24 protein-coding genes are annotated in these 17920 nt (G+C 63.2%); 16 read left to right on the top strand and 8 right to left on the bottom strand.

Annotated elements, in window-relative coordinates; genetic code table 11:
• Positions 1-182 precede the first annotated feature (182 nt).
• The 8 genes from YY7_RS0106440 to YY7_RS60115 all read left to right on the top strand — a co-directional run bounded on the left by YY7_RS0106440 (position 183) and on the right by YY7_RS60115 (position 4441).
• Positions 183-629, top strand: a complete 447-nt coding sequence (locus tag YY7_RS0106440; protein ID WP_028162512.1) for an ArsR/SmtB family transcription factor — start codon at positions 183-185, stop codon at positions 627-629.
• Positions 629-985, top strand: a complete 357-nt coding sequence (locus YY7_RS0106435) for an SRPBCC family protein (RefSeq protein WP_245287206.1) — start codon at positions 629-631, stop codon at positions 983-985. Before YY7_RS0106440 ends, YY7_RS0106435 begins: the two co-directional genes overlap by 1 nt.
• 9 nt (positions 986-994) lie before the next feature.
• Positions 995-1732, top strand: a complete 738-nt coding sequence (locus YY7_RS0106430; protein ID WP_028162510.1) for a DUF899 domain-containing protein — start codon at positions 995-997, stop codon at positions 1730-1732.
• A 139-nt stretch (positions 1733-1871) separates the two neighbouring features.
• Entirely contained in the window at positions 1872-2231 is a 360-nt protein-coding gene (locus YY7_RS0106425; RefSeq protein ID WP_028162509.1) for a DUF1428 domain-containing protein, read from the top strand.
• Between the two features lie 121 nt (positions 2232-2352).
• Complete coding sequence (locus YY7_RS0106420; RefSeq protein ID WP_028162508.1) at positions 2353-2970, top strand: hypothetical protein; 618 nt, start codon at positions 2353-2355, stop codon at positions 2968-2970.
• Positions 2957-3337 (top strand): winged helix-turn-helix domain-containing protein, encoded by a 381-nt coding sequence (locus YY7_RS0106415; protein WP_028162507.1) that lies wholly within the window; start codon positions 2957-2959, stop codon positions 3335-3337. Before YY7_RS0106420 ends, YY7_RS0106415 begins: the two co-directional genes overlap by 14 nt.
• A gap of 33 nt (positions 3338-3370) precedes the next feature.
• Positions 3371-4093 (top strand): di-trans,poly-cis-decaprenylcistransferase, encoded by a 723-nt coding sequence (locus YY7_RS0106410; RefSeq protein ID WP_028162506.1) that lies wholly within the window; start codon positions 3371-3373, stop codon positions 4091-4093.
• A 189-nt stretch (positions 4094-4282) separates the two neighbouring features.
• The gene (locus YY7_RS60115) at positions 4283-4441 is read left to right on the top strand and encodes a hypothetical protein (RefSeq protein WP_155255062.1); all 159 of its coding nucleotides are present in this window, start codon (positions 4283-4285) and stop codon (positions 4439-4441) included.
• A 91-nt stretch (positions 4442-4532) separates the two neighbouring features.
• Here the strand turns inward: YY7_RS60115 and YY7_RS0106400 are convergent, their stop codons facing one another.
• Positions 4533-5045, bottom strand: a complete 513-nt coding sequence (locus tag YY7_RS0106400; protein ID WP_028162505.1) for a DUF1697 domain-containing protein — start codon at positions 5043-5045, stop codon at positions 4533-4535.
• Positions 5046-5125: 80 nt separating this feature from the next.
• Between YY7_RS0106400 and YY7_RS0106395 the strand changes: the two genes are divergently transcribed.
• Positions 5126-6337: a threonine ammonia-lyase gene (locus tag YY7_RS0106395; RefSeq protein ID WP_028162504.1), complete on the top strand. Its 1212-nt coding sequence runs from the start codon at positions 5126-5128 to the stop codon at positions 6335-6337.
• 43 nt (positions 6338-6380) lie between these two features.
• On the opposite strand, the gene poxB is transcribed toward YY7_RS0106395, so the two are convergent.
• The 4 genes from poxB to YY7_RS0106375 form a co-directional block, all read right to left on the bottom strand.
• Complete coding sequence (poxB, locus tag YY7_RS0106390; protein WP_028162503.1) at positions 6381-8108, bottom strand: ubiquinone-dependent pyruvate dehydrogenase; 1728 nt, start codon at positions 8106-8108, stop codon at positions 6381-6383.
• 128 nt (positions 8109-8236) lie between these two features.
• A complete protein-coding gene (locus tag YY7_RS0106385; protein WP_028162502.1) occupies positions 8237-9004 on the bottom strand; it encodes an ABC transporter permease in 768 nt (255 codons plus the stop codon).
• Positions 9001-9822 carry an ABC transporter ATP-binding protein gene (locus YY7_RS50890; RefSeq protein WP_080663603.1) on the bottom strand — a complete coding sequence of 274 codons (822 nt, stop codon included), beginning with the start codon at positions 9820-9822 and terminating at the stop codon, positions 9001-9003. The genes YY7_RS0106385 and YY7_RS50890 overlap by 4 nt, the downstream gene beginning before the upstream one ends.
• A 7-nt stretch (positions 9823-9829) precedes the next feature.
• A complete protein-coding gene (locus YY7_RS0106375; protein WP_028162501.1) occupies positions 9830-10804 on the bottom strand; it encodes an ABC transporter substrate-binding protein in 975 nt (324 codons plus the stop codon).
• A gap of 184 nt (positions 10805-10988) precedes the next feature.
• Between YY7_RS0106375 and YY7_RS0106370 the strand changes: the two genes are divergently transcribed.
• From YY7_RS0106370 to YY7_RS62980, 6 genes are all read left to right on the top strand, one after another.
• Positions 10989-11618, top strand: coding sequence for an aspartate/glutamate racemase family protein (locus tag YY7_RS0106370; protein WP_028162500.1), 630 nt, complete (start codon positions 10989-10991; stop codon positions 11616-11618).
• Between the two features lie 262 nt (positions 11619-11880).
• A complete protein-coding gene (locus YY7_RS0106365) occupies positions 11881-13641 on the top strand; it encodes a methyl-accepting chemotaxis protein (protein WP_028162499.1) in 1761 nt (586 codons plus the stop codon).
• Positions 13642-13791: 150 nt separating this feature from the next.
• Complete coding sequence (locus YY7_RS0106360; RefSeq protein WP_028162498.1) at positions 13792-14253, top strand: DUF2267 domain-containing protein; 462 nt, start codon at positions 13792-13794, stop codon at positions 14251-14253.
• A gap of 94 nt (positions 14254-14347) precedes the next feature.
• Positions 14348-14530, top strand: a complete 183-nt coding sequence (locus YY7_RS0106355; RefSeq protein WP_035689448.1) for a hypothetical protein — start codon at positions 14348-14350, stop codon at positions 14528-14530.
• An 11-nt stretch (positions 14531-14541) separates the two neighbouring features.
• The gene (locus tag YY7_RS0106350; protein ID WP_028162496.1) at positions 14542-14760 is read left to right on the top strand and encodes a hypothetical protein; all 219 of its coding nucleotides are present in this window, start codon (positions 14542-14544) and stop codon (positions 14758-14760) included.
• Between the two features lie 2 nt (positions 14761-14762).
• A complete protein-coding gene (locus YY7_RS62980) occupies positions 14763-15257 on the top strand; it encodes a hypothetical protein (RefSeq protein WP_245287205.1) in 495 nt (164 codons plus the stop codon).
• 83 nt (positions 15258-15340) lie between these two features.
• On the opposite strand, the gene YY7_RS0106335 is transcribed toward YY7_RS62980, so the two are convergent.
• Entirely contained in the window at positions 15341-15952 is a 612-nt protein-coding gene (locus YY7_RS0106335) for a TIGR00730 family Rossman fold protein (protein WP_210164683.1), read from the bottom strand.
• A gap of 252 nt (positions 15953-16204) precedes the next feature.
• On the opposite strand from YY7_RS0106335, the gene YY7_RS0106325 reads away from it, so the two are divergent.
• On the top strand, positions 16205-16633 hold the full coding sequence (locus YY7_RS0106325; protein ID WP_245287204.1) for a hypothetical protein: 429 nt from the start codon (positions 16205-16207) through the stop codon (positions 16631-16633).
• A 49-nt stretch (positions 16634-16682) separates the two neighbouring features.
• Here the strand turns inward: YY7_RS0106325 and YY7_RS60105 are convergent, their stop codons facing one another.
• Together YY7_RS60105 and YY7_RS0106320 are read right to left on the bottom strand one after the other, a co-directional pair.
• Positions 16683-16895, bottom strand: coding sequence for a hypothetical protein (locus tag YY7_RS60105; protein ID WP_130225805.1), 213 nt, complete (start codon positions 16893-16895; stop codon positions 16683-16685).
• Between the two features lie 161 nt (positions 16896-17056).
• Positions 17057-17905 (bottom strand): hypothetical protein, encoded by an 849-nt coding sequence (locus YY7_RS0106320; protein ID WP_028162492.1) that lies wholly within the window; start codon positions 17903-17905, stop codon positions 17057-17059.
• Positions 17906-17920 lie beyond the last annotated feature (15 nt).

Below are 17920 nucleotides of genomic sequence, written 5' to 3'. Positions count from 1 at the left end.
CCCGCGGAGACAACCCCTCATCCGTCGCGCATTGCATGCGCGCCACCTTCTCCCACAAGGGGAGAAGGAAAGAACGGCGCGCGCTAGCCGCCTCTGTCCCTTCTCTTGCGCGCCAAGTTTTCGTGAATGTTCGCCCGATACGCGCCATTGACTCGCGATCGATCGCGTCTATACTAAACCATATGGTTAGGTATTTCGACGAGACGCTGGACCGCACTTTCGCGGCGCTTTCCGATCCCACCCGCCGTGCGCTTCTGGCACGGCTTGGCGAGAAGGACGGCTTGTCCGTGAGCGAGCTCGCGCAGCCATTTCAGATGTCGCTGCCCGCGATCATGAAGCATCTCGACGTGTTGTCGGACGCCGGCCTGATCACGCGGGAGAAGACCGGCCGCACGGTGGCGTGCCGGCTGACCGCGCGACCGATGGAGCAGGCGATGGACTGGCTCAATCGCTATGCGCGCTTCTGGTCCGACAATTTCGATCGCCTTGCCGCCTTCGTGGAGGAAGACCCATGGCCATCAGCACCGCCAGCCCCGGCGCCGCCGCGCGCCCCGGCCTCGCCCTTACGCGCCGCCTCCGCGCGCGGCCGGAAAAAGTCTACGCCGCGTGGACCGAACCGGAAAACCTAGTGCAATGGTTCGGGCCGGCGAATGTGAAGCCCGGCTCGGTGCAGGCCGAACTCGACGTTCGCGCCGGCGGGCGCTACCGCATCAGTTTCACCGGCAACGACGGCGAATATCACCAAGTCGGCGGCGTCTATCGCGAGGTCGTGCCAAACGAGCGCTTGGTGTTCACCTGGGCCTGGCATTCGACGCCTGAGCGCGAGTCGCTGGTGACCGTATCGCTGAGGTCAGATGGCGCCGGCACGCTGCTGACCTTCCATCACGAACAGTTCGTCGACGAGACCGCGCGCGACGACCACGAACGGGGCTGGAGCGAGTCCCTCGGCAAGTTGGAAAAGTTCGTCACCTCAACGTTGTCATAGGAGCATGCCATGCAGCCACACAAGACCGTATCACGTGAGGAATGGCTCGAAGCCCGCAAGGTCCATCTGGCGCATGAAAAGGAATTCACCCGTGCACGAGATGCCCTCAGCGCGGAGCGCCGGGCATTGCCGTGGGTCAAGGTCGATAAGGCCTACATGTTCGACGGAGCGAACGGCAAAGTGGCGCTCGCCGACCTCTTCAAGGGCAGGCCGCAACTCGTCGTGCAGCACTTCATGTTCGCACCCGATTGGGACGAAGGCTGCAAGAGCTGCTCGTTCTGGGCCGACGGATACGAGCGCATGATCCCGCATCTTGCAGCGCGCGACACCACGCTGGTGGCGATCTCGCGTGCGCCATTCGAGAAGCTGGAAGCGTTCAGGAAACGGATGGGCTGGACGTTCGACTGGCTGTCCTCGGCCAACAGCGACTTCAACCATGATTTCGCGGTGTCGTTCACGCTGGAAGAAGTGAAGTCGGGCGCTAAGATCTACAATTTCGGCACGTCCGGCTTTGGTATCGAGGAGGCGCCTGGCATCAGCGTGTTCTACCGCGACGAGACCGGCAACGTCTTTCACACCTATTCGTGTTTTTCCCGCGGCACAGACATGATGAATGCGGCCTACCACTATCTGGATCTCACGCCGCTCGGCCGGCATGAAGAGGGCCTGCCTTATCCGATGGACTGGGTGCGGCACCGTGACCAATACCAGCCCACGCCGGTTCAGGCATCCTGTTGCCATAGCTGAGAGCCACTGTCGTCGTTCCGGGGCGATGCGCGAGCATCGAACCCGGAACCTCGAGATTCTCCGATGCGCAATTGCGCATCAGAGTTCACGCGCCGCGTGCCCCGGAATGACGATGGCTGAACAACAACAGGAACCGCCCATGCCCTATGTCGATGGCTTCATCGTCGCCGTCCCGAAGAAGAATCTCGCCGCCTATGCCCGCTTGTCGCGGAAGGCCGGCAAGGTTTGGCGCGAGCATGGCGCGCTGGACTATCGCGAATGGGTCGCCGAGGACGTCAAGCCCGGCAAGCTCACCTCGTTCCCGCAAAGCGTCAAGCTGAAACCCGGCGAAACCGTCGTGTTCGCCTGGATCACCTACAAATCGCGTGCCCAGCGCGACAAGATCAATGCCAAGGTGATGGCGGATGAGCGCCTCAAACCCATGATGAACGGAAAGTCGATGCCCTTCGACGGCAAGCGCATGATCTATGGCGGATTTGCGAGCCTGGTGAAGGTGTAGCGGCGCTGGCGCTACACAAACTGTTTCCATGGAGACGGCCGAAGTGATCCAGTCGGCCGCTGGCTCACTTGCGCCCGTCTCGCGACTCGGTATACTTTGCAATGCAAAGTTCGGACAACCGATGCGCGATCTCGACAAGGCCCTGGCCGACATTCTTGCCATCCGCAGCCAGATTGCGGCGGGCACCGCGTTCCGCGGCTATGGCCCGGCGACCGTGGCCGCCACCGGCGGCGTCGCGCTCCTGACAGCCGTCCTGCAGTTCCTCTGGCTCAACAATCCGACCGGGAACCCGCTCACCTTCTTTGGCGGCTGGACCATCGCCGCGCTGCTTTCGGCCGCGCTGATCTGGACCGAGATGCGGGCGCGCTCGCGCCGGCATCATTCCGGGCTTGCGGACGCCATGATCCAGCAAGCGGTCGAGCAGTTCCTGCCCGCGGGCGTCGCCGGCGTCTTGCTCGCGATCCTGTTGTGGAAGTTCGCGCCCGAAACGCTGTGGATGCTGCCCGGCCTGTGGCAGGTGCTGGTGAGCCTCGGCGTGTTCGCTTCCGTCCGCTCGTTGCCGCGCAGCATCGCCTTTGCCGGCGCCTGGTATTTCCTCTCGGGCTTTGCGGTGCTGGTGGTAGCGAGCCAGAGCCACGCCTTGTCGCCCTGGACCATGGGCCTGCCCTTCGTCGTCGGTCAGGTTTTGATGGCTGCCCTGTTGTATTTCGCCACCGGAGAAAACGATGTCGAAGATTGAAGCCAACAACGCGCCGTTCTCCTATGACGGTCTTGACCGCGTGATCCACGAGAAGGCGCGGCTCGGGCTGATGACCTCGCTGATGACGCATCCGAAGGGATTGGCGTTCGCCGATCTGAAGCAGCTTTGCGGATTGACCGACGGCAATCTCAGCCGTCATCTGCAGGTGTTGCAGGAAGCCGGACTCGTCGAAGTCACCAAGGGCTATGAGGGCAACCGCCCGCACACCACTTGCCGCCTCACCAAGGCGGGCCGCCGCCGCTTCCTCGACTATCTGGCTGTGCTGGAACGGCTGGTGCGCGACGCCGCCAAGGCCGCGGGCAAGGAGGGCGCCGCGCCTTCCCAGCTCGGCATCCTGCCGGCCTGATCACGATTCCCTTTTTTGATCGGAGACTTTGTAATGCAAAGTGATCTTTCCTCCAAACTTCACGTCGGCATCATCATGGACGGCAATGGAAGATGGGCGACGCGGAAGGGGTTGTCGCGCCTGCGCGGCCACGAGGCCGGGGTCGAAGCGATCCGCCGCATCGTCGAGGCAGCGCCCGAACAGGGGATCGGTACGCTGACACTCTATGCCTTCTCCAGCGACAATTGGCGCAGGCCGAAGACCGAGGTCACCGCGCTGATGGGCCTGTTGCGCTTCTATCTCGCCAACGAGATCCAGGCGCTGGTGCGCAATGGCGTTCGCCTCACCGTGATCGGCCGCCGTGACCGTCTGCCCAACGGCATTGCGGCTGCGATCGCCCGTGGGGAAGACGCGACGGCTGATGGCGACACCCTGCATCTGCGCATCGCGGTCGATTACTCCGCCCGCGATGCCATCCTCAACGCCGCGACCCGGGTCGCCGGCTTTGGCAAGCTCACGCGCGAGGCCTTCTCCGAGCTCGTCACCGGCGAGCCGAATCTGCGCGACGTCGATCTCATCATCCGCACCAGCGGCGAAAAGCGCCTGTCCGATTTCATGCTGTGGGAAGGCGCCTACGCCGAACTGCACTTCACCGATCGGATGTGGCCGGAGTTCGACGGGGACGATCTCGCCGAGGCGCTAGCCTCCTTCCATGGCCGGGAACGCCGCTTTGGCGGCTTGCAAGCGGTCGCGCTGGAGGAAGTGCCGAGCCTCTGAGCTTGGCCCTCGGCCCCATTGAGCCCGCGACCAGGTCGGCCTCGAACCGCAGGAAAATCGGCGGCGCAGCAAGATGGCTTGTCGAAGCCGCGCCTGATTTGCGTCATCGTCGTCACACTAGGTTAACCCTTAGCGGCTAGCTAGGCGCACCGACCTTCCCGCGAATCAAGTACAACCAGGGTCATTCCCATGGACAAGCAGATGCGCTGCCAATGCGGCCGGCAACGGACCGTCGCGCTGGACAAGCATTTCCGTACCGTCCTGCATTGCGAGAACTGCGACGTGGTCGAGCGGGCCGAGCCGGTCAGGCCGCGCGAGCACGTCCAGGCTGAGCTCCAGCACGCCTGAGCCGGGCTCCACCTCGCTCGAAAACGCCCTAGATTCTTGCTTTGACGCGTTTTCTTCACGCGAACCGGCGTCCACTTCGCTTCAAAACGCTCTAGCTGCCCGACGCGAGCTCCACGAGCTTCGCGATTGTGTTGATGTTCCGCGCGGTGCCGTTCGTCGCCGCCGGTATCTTCAGCTTCGAGCGGCCGATCCCTGAGCCGTAGGCGACATAGATCTCGCGCTTGCCGAGGCGCACTTCCTCGTCCTGCTGCCCCTTGATCGCCCCAAGCGTATCGGCCGGCGGTGCCTCATCAAGGAAGATCGCGATCGTCCAGTTCGGCTGCGCCTTGGGGAACGGATTGGCCTTCAGCACCGCGGCCATCTCCTCCGCAGTCCTGATCACCACGCCGATCGGGCTGCCCGCATAGGCCTGCAGCTGCTTCTCCAGCGCTGCCTTCACCTTCGCGGGAGGCAATTTGCTGTCGAACACCACATTGCCGCTGGCGATATAGGTTTGTACGCTCGCAAATCCTTCGGCGACGCACATCGCTTTCAGTTCGGCCATTGGCAGCTTGCCGGTTCCGCCTACGTTCACGGCACGCAACAGGGCGATATAGGTTGGCATTCCAGACCGTGTCCAAGGAGGGAGGTCGTGAGCATGCCACAGGCGCGCCAAGCGGAGCTACAGGACAAACCGAGGTCAACTTGAAAAACCTTCCGATCACGCTGGCCGATATCAGGGCCGCCGCGGCCACCATCCGCGATTCCGTCATCGTCACCGCCTGCAACCAGAGCCGGACGCTGAGCGAGATCTGCGGCTGCGAGATCTGGCTCAAATTCGAGAATTTGCAGTTCACCTCCTCCTTCAAGGAACGCGGGGCGTTGAATCGCCTGCAGGCTTTGTCCCCGGAGGAACGACAGCGCGGCGTGATCGCGATGTCGGCCGGCAATCATGCGCAGGGCGTCGCCTACCACGCCTTGCGGCTCGGCATTCCCGCCACGATCGTGATGCCGATCGGCACGCCGATGGTGAAGATCGAGAATACGCGGCGCCATGGCGCCGAAGTCATCATCTCCGGCGCGACGCTGGAGGACGCCGCGCAGTTTGCCCGCAAGCTTTGCGAGACACGCGGCATGACCTTTGTCCATCCCTATGACGATCCGCTGATCATGGCTGGCCAGGGCACGATTGCACTGGAGATGCTGGCGTCCGTGCCGGATCTGGATGTGCTCGTCGTGCCGATCGGCGGCGGCGGGTTGATCTCGGGCATCGCGATCGCAGCCAAATCGCTCAAGCCCGGTTTGAAGATCATCGGCGTCCAGGCCCAGCTCTACCCGTCGATGCACAACGCGGTCAGGAACGAGCATCTGCCGATGCGCGGCGACACCCTTGCCGAGGGCATTGCGGTCAAGTCGCCGGGCCAGATCACGACCAAGATCGTGCGCGAATTGGTCGACGACATCCTGCTGGTCACGGAAGATCAGATCGAGCGCGCGGTATCGATGCTGATCTCGATCGAGAAAACGGTCGTCGAAGGGGCCGGTGCCGTGGGCCTCGCGGCGGTATTGGCCGCGCCGCAGCGCTTCGCGGGGCAGAAGGTCGGCCTGGTCCTGACCGGCGGAAACATAGACACGCGCCTGATCGCCTCGGTGCTGACGCGCGAGCTCGCGCGCGAGGGACGGTTGACGCAGCTCACGCTCGACATCGTCGACCGACCCGGCCAGCTCGCCGCGGTCTCGGCGCTGCTCGCCGAAGCCGGTGCGAATATCATCGAAGTCTCGCACCAGCGCACCTTCTCGGCGCTCCCCGCGAAGGCGACGCTGCTCGAGCTCGTGATCGAAACCCGTGACCGCGCGCATCTGGACGATGTGCTGGCCAAGCTCGCGGCATCGGGTTTTTCGGCGCGCTGCACGTAGCGGCGGTGATCTCACCTCTCCCGCAAGCGGGAGAGGGCGCCTCTCACCGCAAGAGATTGGTCCGCGCCAGCGTGACGACCTCGTCGGCGCGGCCGTTCAGCACTGCCTGCACCATGTAGAGCGTGAAGCCCTTGGCCATTTCGGTGGTGACCTTGGGCGGCATCGCGAGCTCCAGACGGTTGACGACGGCGTCGATCACGACGGGTCCGGGATGCGCGAAAGCTTCGGCAAGCTTGCCCTCGACCTCCGACGGATCCTCGATGCGGACACCCTTGATGCCGGTGGCCTCCGCCATCGCGGCAAAGTTCGGGTTCTTCAACTCTGTGCCGGTGTCAAGGAAGCCGGAGGATTTCTGCTCGAGCTCGATGAAGCCGAGCGCGCCATTGTTGAACACAATCACCTTAACCGGCAGCTTGAGCTGGGAAAGGCTGAGGAGATCGCCCATCAGCATGGTGAAGCCGCCATCGCCGGAAAGCGAGATGACCTGGCGTCCCGGTGCAGCCGCCTGGGCGCCGATCGCCTGTGCCATCGCGTTGGCCATCGAGCCATGCCAGAACGAGCCGATCAGGCGGCGCTTGCCGTTCATCGCGAGATAGCGCGCCGCCCAGACTGTCGGCAGGCCGACGTCGCAGGTGAAGATCGCGTTCTCACTGGCGAGCTGGCTTGCGACACGCGCGATCTGTTGCGGATGCAGCGTGCCGCCCTTGCGGCCGGAGGCGAGCTCGTCGAGGCCGCGGCGCGCTTCGGCATAATGCTTGCGCGCGCCGTCGAGAAACCGTCGATCATCCTTGGCCGTCAGTCGCGGCAACAGCGCGCGCAATGTCGGGCCGACCTGTCCGATGACGCCGAGCTCGACCGGCACGCGCCGGCCGATCGCCTCGGGCCTGACGTCGACCTGCGCGATCCGCGCGCCCTTCGGATAGAACTGCCGATAGGGGAAGTCGGTGCCGAGCATCAGCAGCGTGTCGCAGTTTTCCATGGCGTGATAGCCCGAGGAAAACCCGATCAGGCCGGTCATGCCGACGTCGTAAGGATTATCCCACTCGACATGTTCCTTGCCGCGCATGGCGTGGACGATCGGCGATTTCAGCGCTTCCGCGAGCTGCATCAATTCGTCATGCGCGCCGGCGCAGCCGCTGCCGCAGAGCAGCGTGACGCGCTCCGACTGGTTCAGGAGGTCGGCGAGCTGCTTGAGTGCGGCATCGGATGGCGCCACCGCCGGCTGCGACAGCACCAGCCCTGTCGATGCCGAGGCCGAGGTGCCGGTGGCTGGCTTGAGCGCGATGTCGCCGGGAATCACGATGACGCTGACGCAACGTTCGCCGATCGCACGCCGCACGGCGATCTCGATCGCGCGGGGCATCTGTTCGGCGCTCGACACCAATTCGCAATAGGTCGAGCATTCCTTGAACAGATGCTCCGGATGCGTCTCCTGGAAAAAGCCCGAGCCGATCTCGGGCGAAGGGATATGCGCGGCGATTGCCACTACCGGCACACGCGAACGATGGCAGTCGAACAGGCCGTTGATCAGATGCAGATTGCCGGGACCGCAGCTTCCGGCACAGACGCCGAGTTCGCCCGTGATATGCGCCTCGGCGCCGGCGGCGAAGGCCGCGACTTCCTCGTGGCGCACATGCAGCCACTCGACGCCGCCGTGGCGGCGCAGCGCGTCAGTGAATCCGTTCAAGCTGTCACCGACAATGCCGTAGATGCGTTTCACGCCGGCTGCGGCAAAGGTCTCGACCATCTGGTCGGCAACGGTGCGGGCCATGAGGTTCTCCCTGGGGAATGGAGGTTTCGATCGGGGCATGCGTCCGGCGGCCTAGAAGATAGGCCATTCGGCCGACTGGGATATTTCGGGTTCGCACGACCTCGTCCTGAGGCCGGAAAGCGCCGCTCCTAGCGGCCGGCCCAGTGCACGAAGCGGCGTTCGATCAATAGAAACAAGAGATTGAGCGCGTAGCCGAGCGCGCCGGCGGCAAAGATCGCCGCATACATGCCGGGCATGTCGAACAATTGCTGCGCTTCGAATACGCGCTGGCCGAGCCCGTCGGTCGAGCCGATGAACATCTCGGCGACCACGATGATGACGAGCGCAAGCGACACGCCGTTGCGCAAGCCCACGAAGGTCTGCGGCAGCGATTCCAGGAGCATCACGTCGAACAGCACGCGCGTGCGCGATGCGCCCATCACCTTGGCGGCAAGCAGGCGCGTCTTCCGCGCGTTCATGACGCCGTAGGCGACGTTGAACAGGATGACGAGGCCGGCGCCGAACGCGGCCACGGAAATCTTGGTGCGGTCGCCGACGCCGAACAGCACCAGGAACAGTGGAAACATCGCGGAGGCGGGCGTCGAACGGAAGAAGTCGATCAGGAACTCCACCGAGCGATAGAGCTTCTCCGAGGAGCCGAGCAGGATGCCGAGCGGAATGGCGATGACGGCGGCAATTGCGGTGGAGGAGATCGTCCGCGCCACCGTCTTGACGAAGTCGACGCCGAGCTTGCCGCTGGTCATGCCTTCCCACAAGGTCCTGAACGTCTCGGTGGGCGAGGGCAGCAGCACGGGATCGACCAGCTTCAGTCCGTTCACCAGCGTCCAGACGGCGAGCAGCATCGCAACGCCAACCAGCGGCAGCAACGCCCTCGCGATTTGCTGGCGTCCCGTCATCCGCGGCGCACCTCGTGCTGGAACAGCTTCAGGCAGTGTGCCTTGGTGGCGACGAAGGAAGACTCTGACATCGTCTTGTCCGTGCGCGGCCGCGGCGCGTCATACGGCACGAACTCGACCACCCGTGCCGGATGGCGCGACAACAGCAGCACATAGTCGGAGAGATACACGGCTTCTTCGAGGTCGTGCGACACCAGCACCGTCGTCGTCTTCGTTTCCATGAACACGCGCTGCAACTGCTCGCGCATGAACAGCGTCATCTCGTAATCGAGCGCGGAGAATGGTTCGTCGAGGAACAGGACCTCCGGCTCGACGATCAGCGCGCGCATGATCGAGACGAGTTGCTGCTGTCCGCCGGAGAGGTAGTAGGGATAGAGCGCAAGGTCGATCTTGACGCCGAGATGCGCCACCAGCCGCTCCACGCGCAGCTTGCGTTCCGCCTTCGGCACGCCCATCAGCTTCAGCGGATAGGCGATGTTGTCGAAGGCCGGCAGCCACGGAAACAGGGCCTCGCGATAGTTCTGGAACACATAGCCGAACTTGACGCGACTGAGCGGCCGCCCGTCGAACAGCACCTCGCCGCTATCAGCGGGCACGAGCCCTGCGATCATGTTGATCAGCGTGCTCTTGCCGCAGCCGTTTGGTCCGAACACGGAAATGAGCTTGCCGCGCGGAATATCGAAATCGAAGGCGTCGTAGATGACAGCGTCGGGATAACGCTTGGAAAGCCCGCGGATCGTGACATGCGGCGCCGTCCGGCGCGACTCGTCGAAGCCGCTGGACAGCCCGCTCGCCACGCTTGCGGCTGCGCTCGTCATGCGCGCCTCAGAACCTGTGCAGGAACTTGGTGACGTCGATCTTTTCGGGCACGACGCCGATCGAGTTGCCGAAATCCGACAATGCCTGCAGATCGGCAAGCTGCTCCTTTGTCATATCGCCGACCATCACATAGCCAAGCATCGGCACCATATCGACCACGTTATCCGGCGTGAACGTGTTCTTGGCGAGGTGTTTCCGCGCTTCATCCGGATTGGCGTTGATGAAGGCAATCGCCTTGGCCCAGGCGGCCGCGAAGCGTTTTGCCACATCCGGTCGCTTCTGGATGAAATCGGCTGTCATCGCGCAGCCGGCGGCGTAGGCGTTGGCATTCTCATTGCCGAGGATGTATTTCGAGATCACCCCGGCCTCGATCGGGTGCGCGACGCCTGCCTTGATCATCATCGATGCATTCGGCTCGAGCGTGTAGCCGCCGTCGAAGGTGCCGGCCGTCATGGCGTTGACGTGCTGGCCCATGTCGAGCTGGTCGATCGTGTAGTCGCCTGCCTTCAGGCCGTTCTTGGCGAGGATCGCCTTTGCGGTGTTGATGTTGGCCGGTCCCGGCGCCGACATCAGTTTGGCGCCCTTGAGATCGGCGATCGTTTTCGCCGCAAAGCCATTGCGGACGACGAACTGTTCCATCTTCCAGACCTTGGTCTGGCTGTTGAGGCTGATATAGGTGGCGACTCCCGGCTTCTTGACGTTGGCGTTGAGGCCTTCGAGCGTGACCAGAACCGCCGAGACCTCGATCTGGTTGGTCATCAGCGCCGCGACGTTGGCGGGCCCACCGAAAAGCTTCGTCATCTCGGGCTCGATGTTCCGTTCCTTGAAGAACCCGCGTTCCAGCGCGACGAAATAAGGCAGCGACGACGACAGCGGGAATACGCCGACGGCGACCTTGTCCTGCGCCTGCGAGGGGGCGGGCAGCGCCGCAATGGCTGCGAGCAGGGCAAGGATCGCGGTCACTCTGGTCATCAACTGCATGGAAATTTCCCCTGGGAAGTCCCGGGAGTAGCAAGAAGCGTGCCGCGATAGACTATCATGGCGATCTCCGCGTAAGCTCGGCTTGGACGCCTGACGACAGCAATGTGAACGTCGACCGGCTCGGCCGCGCCGTCGACAGAGCGCTGACCAGCATCGGCAACTGATCGAGAGTAGAACAACGACAATGCGCATCGCCCTTATTCACGCCCTGAAGCATTCGATTCAGCCGATTGAATCATCGTTCGCCAGGCTGTGGCCGGAGGCGCGGCTGATGAACCTGCTCGACGACAGCCTGTCGGCCGATCTCGCGCGCGACGGCCGGCTCACCGACGCCATGACCGAGCGTTTCCTCGCGCTCGGCCGCTATGTCGTGAGCACGGGCGCCGATGCGATCCTGTTCACCTGCTCCGCCTTCGGACCCTGCATCGAGGCGGTGGCGCGGGCGCATGCGCCGATGCCGGTCTTGAAGCCCAATGAGGCGATGATCGAGCAGGCTGCGCGAAGCGGCCGGAAGGTCGGCCTGCTCTCGACATTTCCGCCGACCTTGGCCTCCATGCCTCGCGAGTTTCCTGCCTCGATTGAGCTCGTACCGAGGCTGGCGGAAGGCGCGCTGGCGGCGCTCGATCGCGGCGACCGCGCCGAGCATGATCGGCTTGTGATCGAAACGTCGAAAGACTTGCGCAACTGCGACGTCATCGCGCTCGCGCAATACAGCATGGCGCCGGCGGCATCGGCGGTTGAGCAAGCGTCGGGACGACCGGTGCTCACGACGCCGGATAGCGCCGTGTTGAAGTTGAAGGAGATGCTCTGCTGACGGTATCCTGTGCGGATGAGTGCGCTGCCGAATTTTCCTGACCAACCGTCTTCTGGACGAAGATATACATCAGGGAGTTGTGCGAACTGAGCGTTCGCGCCTCGGCATATGAAGCGTGCCTTTCCTGCAAGCAATCATCACTCGCTCTCGGGTTGTTTCACCGCTTTCGCTGCCGTCGTTTAACGTTACTTAAACAGCCCCAGCAATAAGTTCGCCCCGGCTGACGAGGTTGGGCCAAAGGCAAGACTGCAACGGGGTGGGCATGATCAAAGGTATTCAAAACTTGCGGATCGGAGCCAAGCTTGGCATCGCATCCGCGCTCGGCGTGATCTTCGTCGCGCTGATGATCATCAATCAATTGACAACGAATGCCTCAGTCAGCCGCACCAATGAGAGCGTGCTCCTGCAGTCCAACATCGCGCGCGCGGCAATCGACGCCAAGGCGGCAGCGCGCGGCCTGCAGGTCGGCGCAGCTAACATCCGCGTTGCAACCATCGATGAAGAGTTGCAGAAGGCCACCGAGTATCTGGCGGCACGCTACAAAGGATTCCTCGGGTTCATCGATGAGATCTCCCGTCTGACGACCGCCGATACGCGCTCGCAGTTGGAGAAGCTGAAGAGCACGGCGACTGCCTATGAGTCCGCCGCCGAGAAACTCGCGAAGATGAAAACCGAGCTTCTGGAAATTGCCTCCGTCGAAGCTTCCGGGCTCACGATCTCGAGCGAGGCTCAGGCGCGCGCCGCCCAGTTGACGACGGATTCACGACAGATCGCCAACGATGTCATGCTGCCGCTTTCAGCGGAGCTCGAGTCGAACGCCAACACGATCGTGGACCGCGCCAAGCAGGTCATGGCCGGCGAGATCGAAAAGGCGGCGCAGCAGGCCGCCTCGGCCGACAGGATGTCGCTCGCAATCGGCGGCGTTGCGGCCCTGCTGCTGATCGTGACCTCCGTGCTGTCGGCGCTTTCGATCGCGGGACCGATGCGCAGCCTGAGCCGGGCCATGCAGGAACTCGCCAATGGCAATTTTGATGTCCAGTTGCCTGGCATCGGGCGCAAGGACGAAATCGGCGCGGTCGCGAGCGCCGTCGAGGCGTTCAAGGTCAAGGCGGAAGAGAAGGCGGTGCTCGAGGCCGAGTCCAAGCGCCGGCAGGATGACCTCCTCGCCGGGCAGCGCCGGGCCGAGATGATCAAGCTTGCGGACGCTTTCGAGGGAGCGGTAGGCGAGATCGTCAGCACGGTCTCGTCGGCGTCGGCGGAGCTGGAGCAATCGGCAAAGGCGCTCACCTCGACGGCCGAGCGCGCCCAGGAAATAACGGTCGCTGTGGCATCGGCCTCCGAAGAAGCGTCGGCCAACGTGCAATCGGTGGCGACTGCCACGGAACAACTGTCGTCTTCCGTGAACGAGATCAGCCGCCAGGTCCAGGACTCGGCGCGAATCGCGGCGGACGCGGTCGGCCAGGCGCGCGCCACCACCGAGCGCGTGAGCGAACTGTCCAAGGCCGCAAGCCGCATCGGCGATGTGGTCGAGCTCATCAACACCATTGCAGGCCAGACCAACCTGTTGGCGCTCAACGCCACCATCGAGGCTGCGCGCGCCGGCGACGCAGGCCGCGGGTTTGCGGTCGTCGCGTCCGAGGTGAAGGCGCTGGCCGAGCAGACGGCGAAGGCGACCGGCGAAATCGGTCAGCAGATCGCCGCGATCCAGACCGCGACCGATCAATCGGTCGGCGCCATCGGCCAGATCAGCAACACGATCGAATCGCTGGCGGAGATCGCCTCGACGGTCGCCGCTGCGGTCGAAGAGCAGGGCGCGGCGACGCAGGAGATCGCGCGCAACGTGCAACAGGCCGCGCAAGGCACTGAGGAAGTTTCTTCGCGGATTACCGATGTCCAGCGCGGCGCCACCGCGACAGGCTCGGCGTCCACGCAGGTGCTCTCGTCCGCGCAATCGCTGTCGCGCGACAGCAGCCGGCTCCAGACGGAAGTCAGCCGGTTCCTGCAGACCGTGCGGGCTGCCTGAATGATGCCGGTGGCGGCGCTGCCACCATTATAGATGTCTGCCCGGCCGCCCAGCGACAAATACCGGCGCCCGCTCGTCGACTGCAATATTCGCGAACCTATGCGTCCGCGCATCGTTAGCCCTGCGTCTTGCAAACGAAGGGTGATCCCCATGAGTGCGACAGGTCTCGAGGTATTCGACAGAACCATCCACCTCACCAATTCATGGCTGGATGAGATCATGGAAACCTTGCCACGCGACCGGCAGCTGGCGTGGCATGCGCTGGGCGCGGTGTTGCGGACCATACGCGATCGGGTTCCGATCGAACTCGCGGCGCATCTCGGCGCACAGCTTCCGCTGATCGTGCGCGGCACGTATTATGATCGATTCCGCCCGAGCGATGCTCCGCAAAGCTGGCGGTCAGCGGAACAGTTCCTGTCGATCATCACGGCCGAGCTAAGCTCGACACGGCCGGTCAGCGCGCCTGACGCGGCGCATGCTGTGTTCCAGGTGCTGAACCACTATGTCGATCCTGGCCAGGTCGAGAAGATCCGCCACGCATTGCCGGAGGAAGTCCGCGCGATGTGGCCGGAATCGAAGAGGACGCCGCGGCGAGCGGAGCCGGTTTCCTGATCGTTACGCCGTCGGGTTTTCGATGACAGTGAAGTGAACCCATGCATTTCGCGTGCGTTATCCTATGTCACTTTGGATGGAACAGGAGTCCATCATGACCAAGCCACCACCGGTGCCGCCGGAGAACCAGAGCCGCAAGGGTACGGGTGATCCGAAGTCCGGCAATGCCCATCAGGCGCGCACGACGCGCGGGCACGTGGAAAATCCCGACGAGCAGGGGCAGTCGGCGAATACCAAGCAGAACACCACCCATCAGGGCTATCAGCAGGATCGCTGAAGGAGCGCATCATGTCCACTTCAACCAAGACGCCGGCGAGCATTCGCCAGGGCAGCCCCGGTGCTGCGCACGAAAACGCTCAGGCGCCGCTTGAGGTCAAGAAGCCGGCCGCCGACGATCCCAGGCGACGTCACAGCCGGATTTCCGGCGGCGGTGGCGAGCGCGACAGCCACCACACGCACGAACCGGAACACAAGGGCGGGGGTACGCATCCGGCACCGAAGGGGTGATTATGACGAAACACGCCAAGACGAAACGGCCGAGCGACGTCGATCTTCATCGCAATCCCCTGATCGGCGGATCGAAGGGCGTCACGATGGCGCAGGCAACGCCAGATGATCTCGAGGATGTCGAAGGCGAGAACACCTTTGAGGGCGACGTCGAGAACGACACCAACCCGCAGGGTGGTATCGAGGCGCCGGATCGCCGGCAGGGCCGCCCGTCGCGCGATCAGACGCCGAAATCGCGCAAGACGGTGCTGCAGGGCAAGAAGACCCATGAGCAGCAGTTGCGGATGCTGGAACGCAAGCCCGATGTTCCCGATGCGCGCAATCTCGAGCAAGGAGGCGCGCGGAATGTGGAAGATGCGACCGTAAGACGTCCGAAACAGGATGTGCGCCAGTCGGAATTTCCGGTGAGCCGCGGCGGGCTGAACCAGGAAAGCCACCACAACAAGCACAACGATCCCGGTCAGAGCGGCCATAAGCCGCAGAAGCATGGCGGGTGAAGTGACTGAAATCGTGATCCGATTGAAATGAATCGATCACGGTTTCACCTCTTCGTTTGAGCATGCTCTTTTCGGACCGTCTCTTATGGCTTGGCGGCCGCGTCCGTGCGCAGCCATTTTCGCGGCGGCGCCTGGTAGGCCGCAAAGCGACGCAGCAGCGCCTCTACTTTGGTTTCGATGATGAGCATCTCGGCGTAGGCTCTGATCGTGAATCCTTCAGCCACCATCCGCTCCACCATCGCCATCAACGGCGCGAAGTAATCCTTCACGTTCAGCAGGCCGCACGGCTTTTGGTGAATCCCAAGCTGGGCCCAGGTCCATTCCTCGAAAAGTTCTTCGAGCGTCCCGGCGCCGCCCGGCAGCGCGATGAAGCCGTCGGATAGCTCGGCCATCATCGTCTTGCGCTCGTGCATGGTCTCGACGATGTGAAGCTGGCTCAGGCCCGTGTGTCCGATCTCGCGCTCGACCAGCGCGCGCGGAATGACGCCGACCACGCGTCCGCCCGCCGCGAGCGCCGCGTCTGCCACCGCTCCCATCAGCCCAACCTTCCCGCCGCCATAGACGATGGTAATGCCGGCCTTTGCCAGCGCCTGTCCGGTGGCGACCGCGGTCTCCAGATAGATCGGATCACGGCCCGGGCTGGAGCCGCAGAAGATACAGACGGATTTCAGCGCTTTGGCGTTTTGGTTCTGCATTGGCTGTATGCGGACTTTCGTGCTGCAAACGATTCGTCGGCGGTTCGACGTTAGCATGAGGGGCAGGGGAATCGCGGCGCCGCGCTACAACGTGAACGCACGGCAGGTCGGCAGTGTGGATGATCTGCTCACATATATTTGAAATCAAACAAGAATCTCTTCGTACACCGAGCTCGCGCCGGATCGGGTTTTGCGACCCTCGGGTAACCTATGCCGTTTCGGAAAGGACTTCATCAACCGTCCTCGGGAAAATTGTTCGACGATTATGTTGCCGGCGGCGCCGGCGCGCAGCCGCTGACCGTCGGCTACGAGAATCAATTGGTGGAGTGGGTGCTGCAGGATGCCGAGCGCTGGAAGCGGCTGGAGGCCAATGCGCCGGCCAAGCCGGTGATCCTCTATCCGCAGCCGACGGTGTTCTCCGCGCATCCGTTGATCAGCATCGAGCGCCAGGCCGACGACCTCATCGATGCGCTGATGAGCGACAGCCTGCTCGAGATGGCATGGGAGGATCACGGATTCCGCGGTCCGCTCGGCACCATCGGCAAGGCGCGCGTTGCACTGTTGCAATCGCGCCTGATCGAGCGCATCGACGCGGTGCTACCGATGCCGGATGCCCCGGTCATGCTGGCGCTGCTCGACCGGCTGGCGGCGTCGCGCGCAAGCGCTGCATCACACCGTTAATCGCTCGGCGACAAACTCAGAGCCGAAGCTCCAGGCTATGACGGCGATCTCAATAGTTGGACTTCGGTCCGCCGTGATACTGGCGCACGTTGGGCCAGTATGGTGCCGGCTCGAAAGCGTAAGGGTAGTACGCGGCTTGTGCAGCGTAAGCTGCCGCGGACCAATGCGTGCGCGCGTGCGTTTTGGAGCTGCCTGCAAACGCCGCGCCCGAGAATGCGATGAGGATGACGACTGATGCAGCCAGTGCGAGTTTGTTTGTCATGAATTCCTCCTTGTGCCCCCGCTAACGAATGCATCTCGCGGTAACCGCGAGCGGTGCCGCGTGTCGGAACTTGGGAGGTCAGGGTTACGCGGGCATTTCAGGCGCCCGAACATTCGGTTACATATGCCACATGCCGCGTGCGCCCTGGCAATTGATCAGCGTCACAACTCCGGACCGGACAGCCTCATCTCTCGTTCCGCCCTGAACACATTGCTGTAAAGGTTTGCGATCCATTGGCGGCCGCTTGACGTGACGTTCAGGTATCGAATGGCGGTCGATATCTGCGGCGCGACGGTGTTCCAATAGAACTGCGGATATTTGTACACGACATCGGCCGGGGTATCGTAGCCGAGCTGCTTGTTCATCCCGGTCTCTTCGAATTCATAGAAGAGAGCGTTGGCCTTCCTCAGATAGTTGGGGTCGCCAAGTTGGCCGATCAGGTCCGCGGCGCGCAGCAGCAGGCCCTCTTCATTGTTCAGATCGTCGTCGGACGATGACGGTGCGTAGGGAAATCGCGTGTATTCGATCGCGCGCGCCATCCGGTTGGCGTCAACGTGTTCAACACCATCGAAGCGCTCCAGCGCGAACAGTTTGGACCGGTCCACGTGATAGGGTGCGAGCGCTGCATCGGACGCGCCGCGCGGAAGCCGGATGGTCGTGCCGGTGACATCGGCGACATAGACGTCGTCCCCGTCTCCTTGAAGGACGCCACGGACATAACCGATGTCGTGGATCAGGCAGGCCAGGATGAAATTTGAATAGTCCTCGGCCGTCGTCGGCCGCGACAAGGCGCGCCCCATCAGGATGTCATGGCCGGCCAGGGTGACCAGCATCGAGTGCTCGATATCGTGATAGAGCGCGTCGCTGTTGCCGATGCATTCGAGCGCCAGTCGTGCCGCATATGGCAGGAGCTCGTTGAGGTAACCGTAAGACGCGCCGAACCGTCCGTTTGTCTCGGAGGCCAGAAAGGCGCCGAGCGCCTGCGCGGTGAGATGTGGTATCGTGAGCATGTTGCTGCTCGCTCG

The sequence above is a fragment of the Bradyrhizobium elkanii WSM2783 genome (genome assembly GCF_000472865.1).
In the GTDB taxonomy this organism is placed as follows: Bacteria; Pseudomonadota; Alphaproteobacteria; order Rhizobiales; family Xanthobacteraceae; genus Bradyrhizobium; species Bradyrhizobium elkanii_A.
The sequence above is the reverse complement of the archived record's forward strand: the minus strand, read 5'-3'. Positions and strand labels throughout refer to the sequence as shown.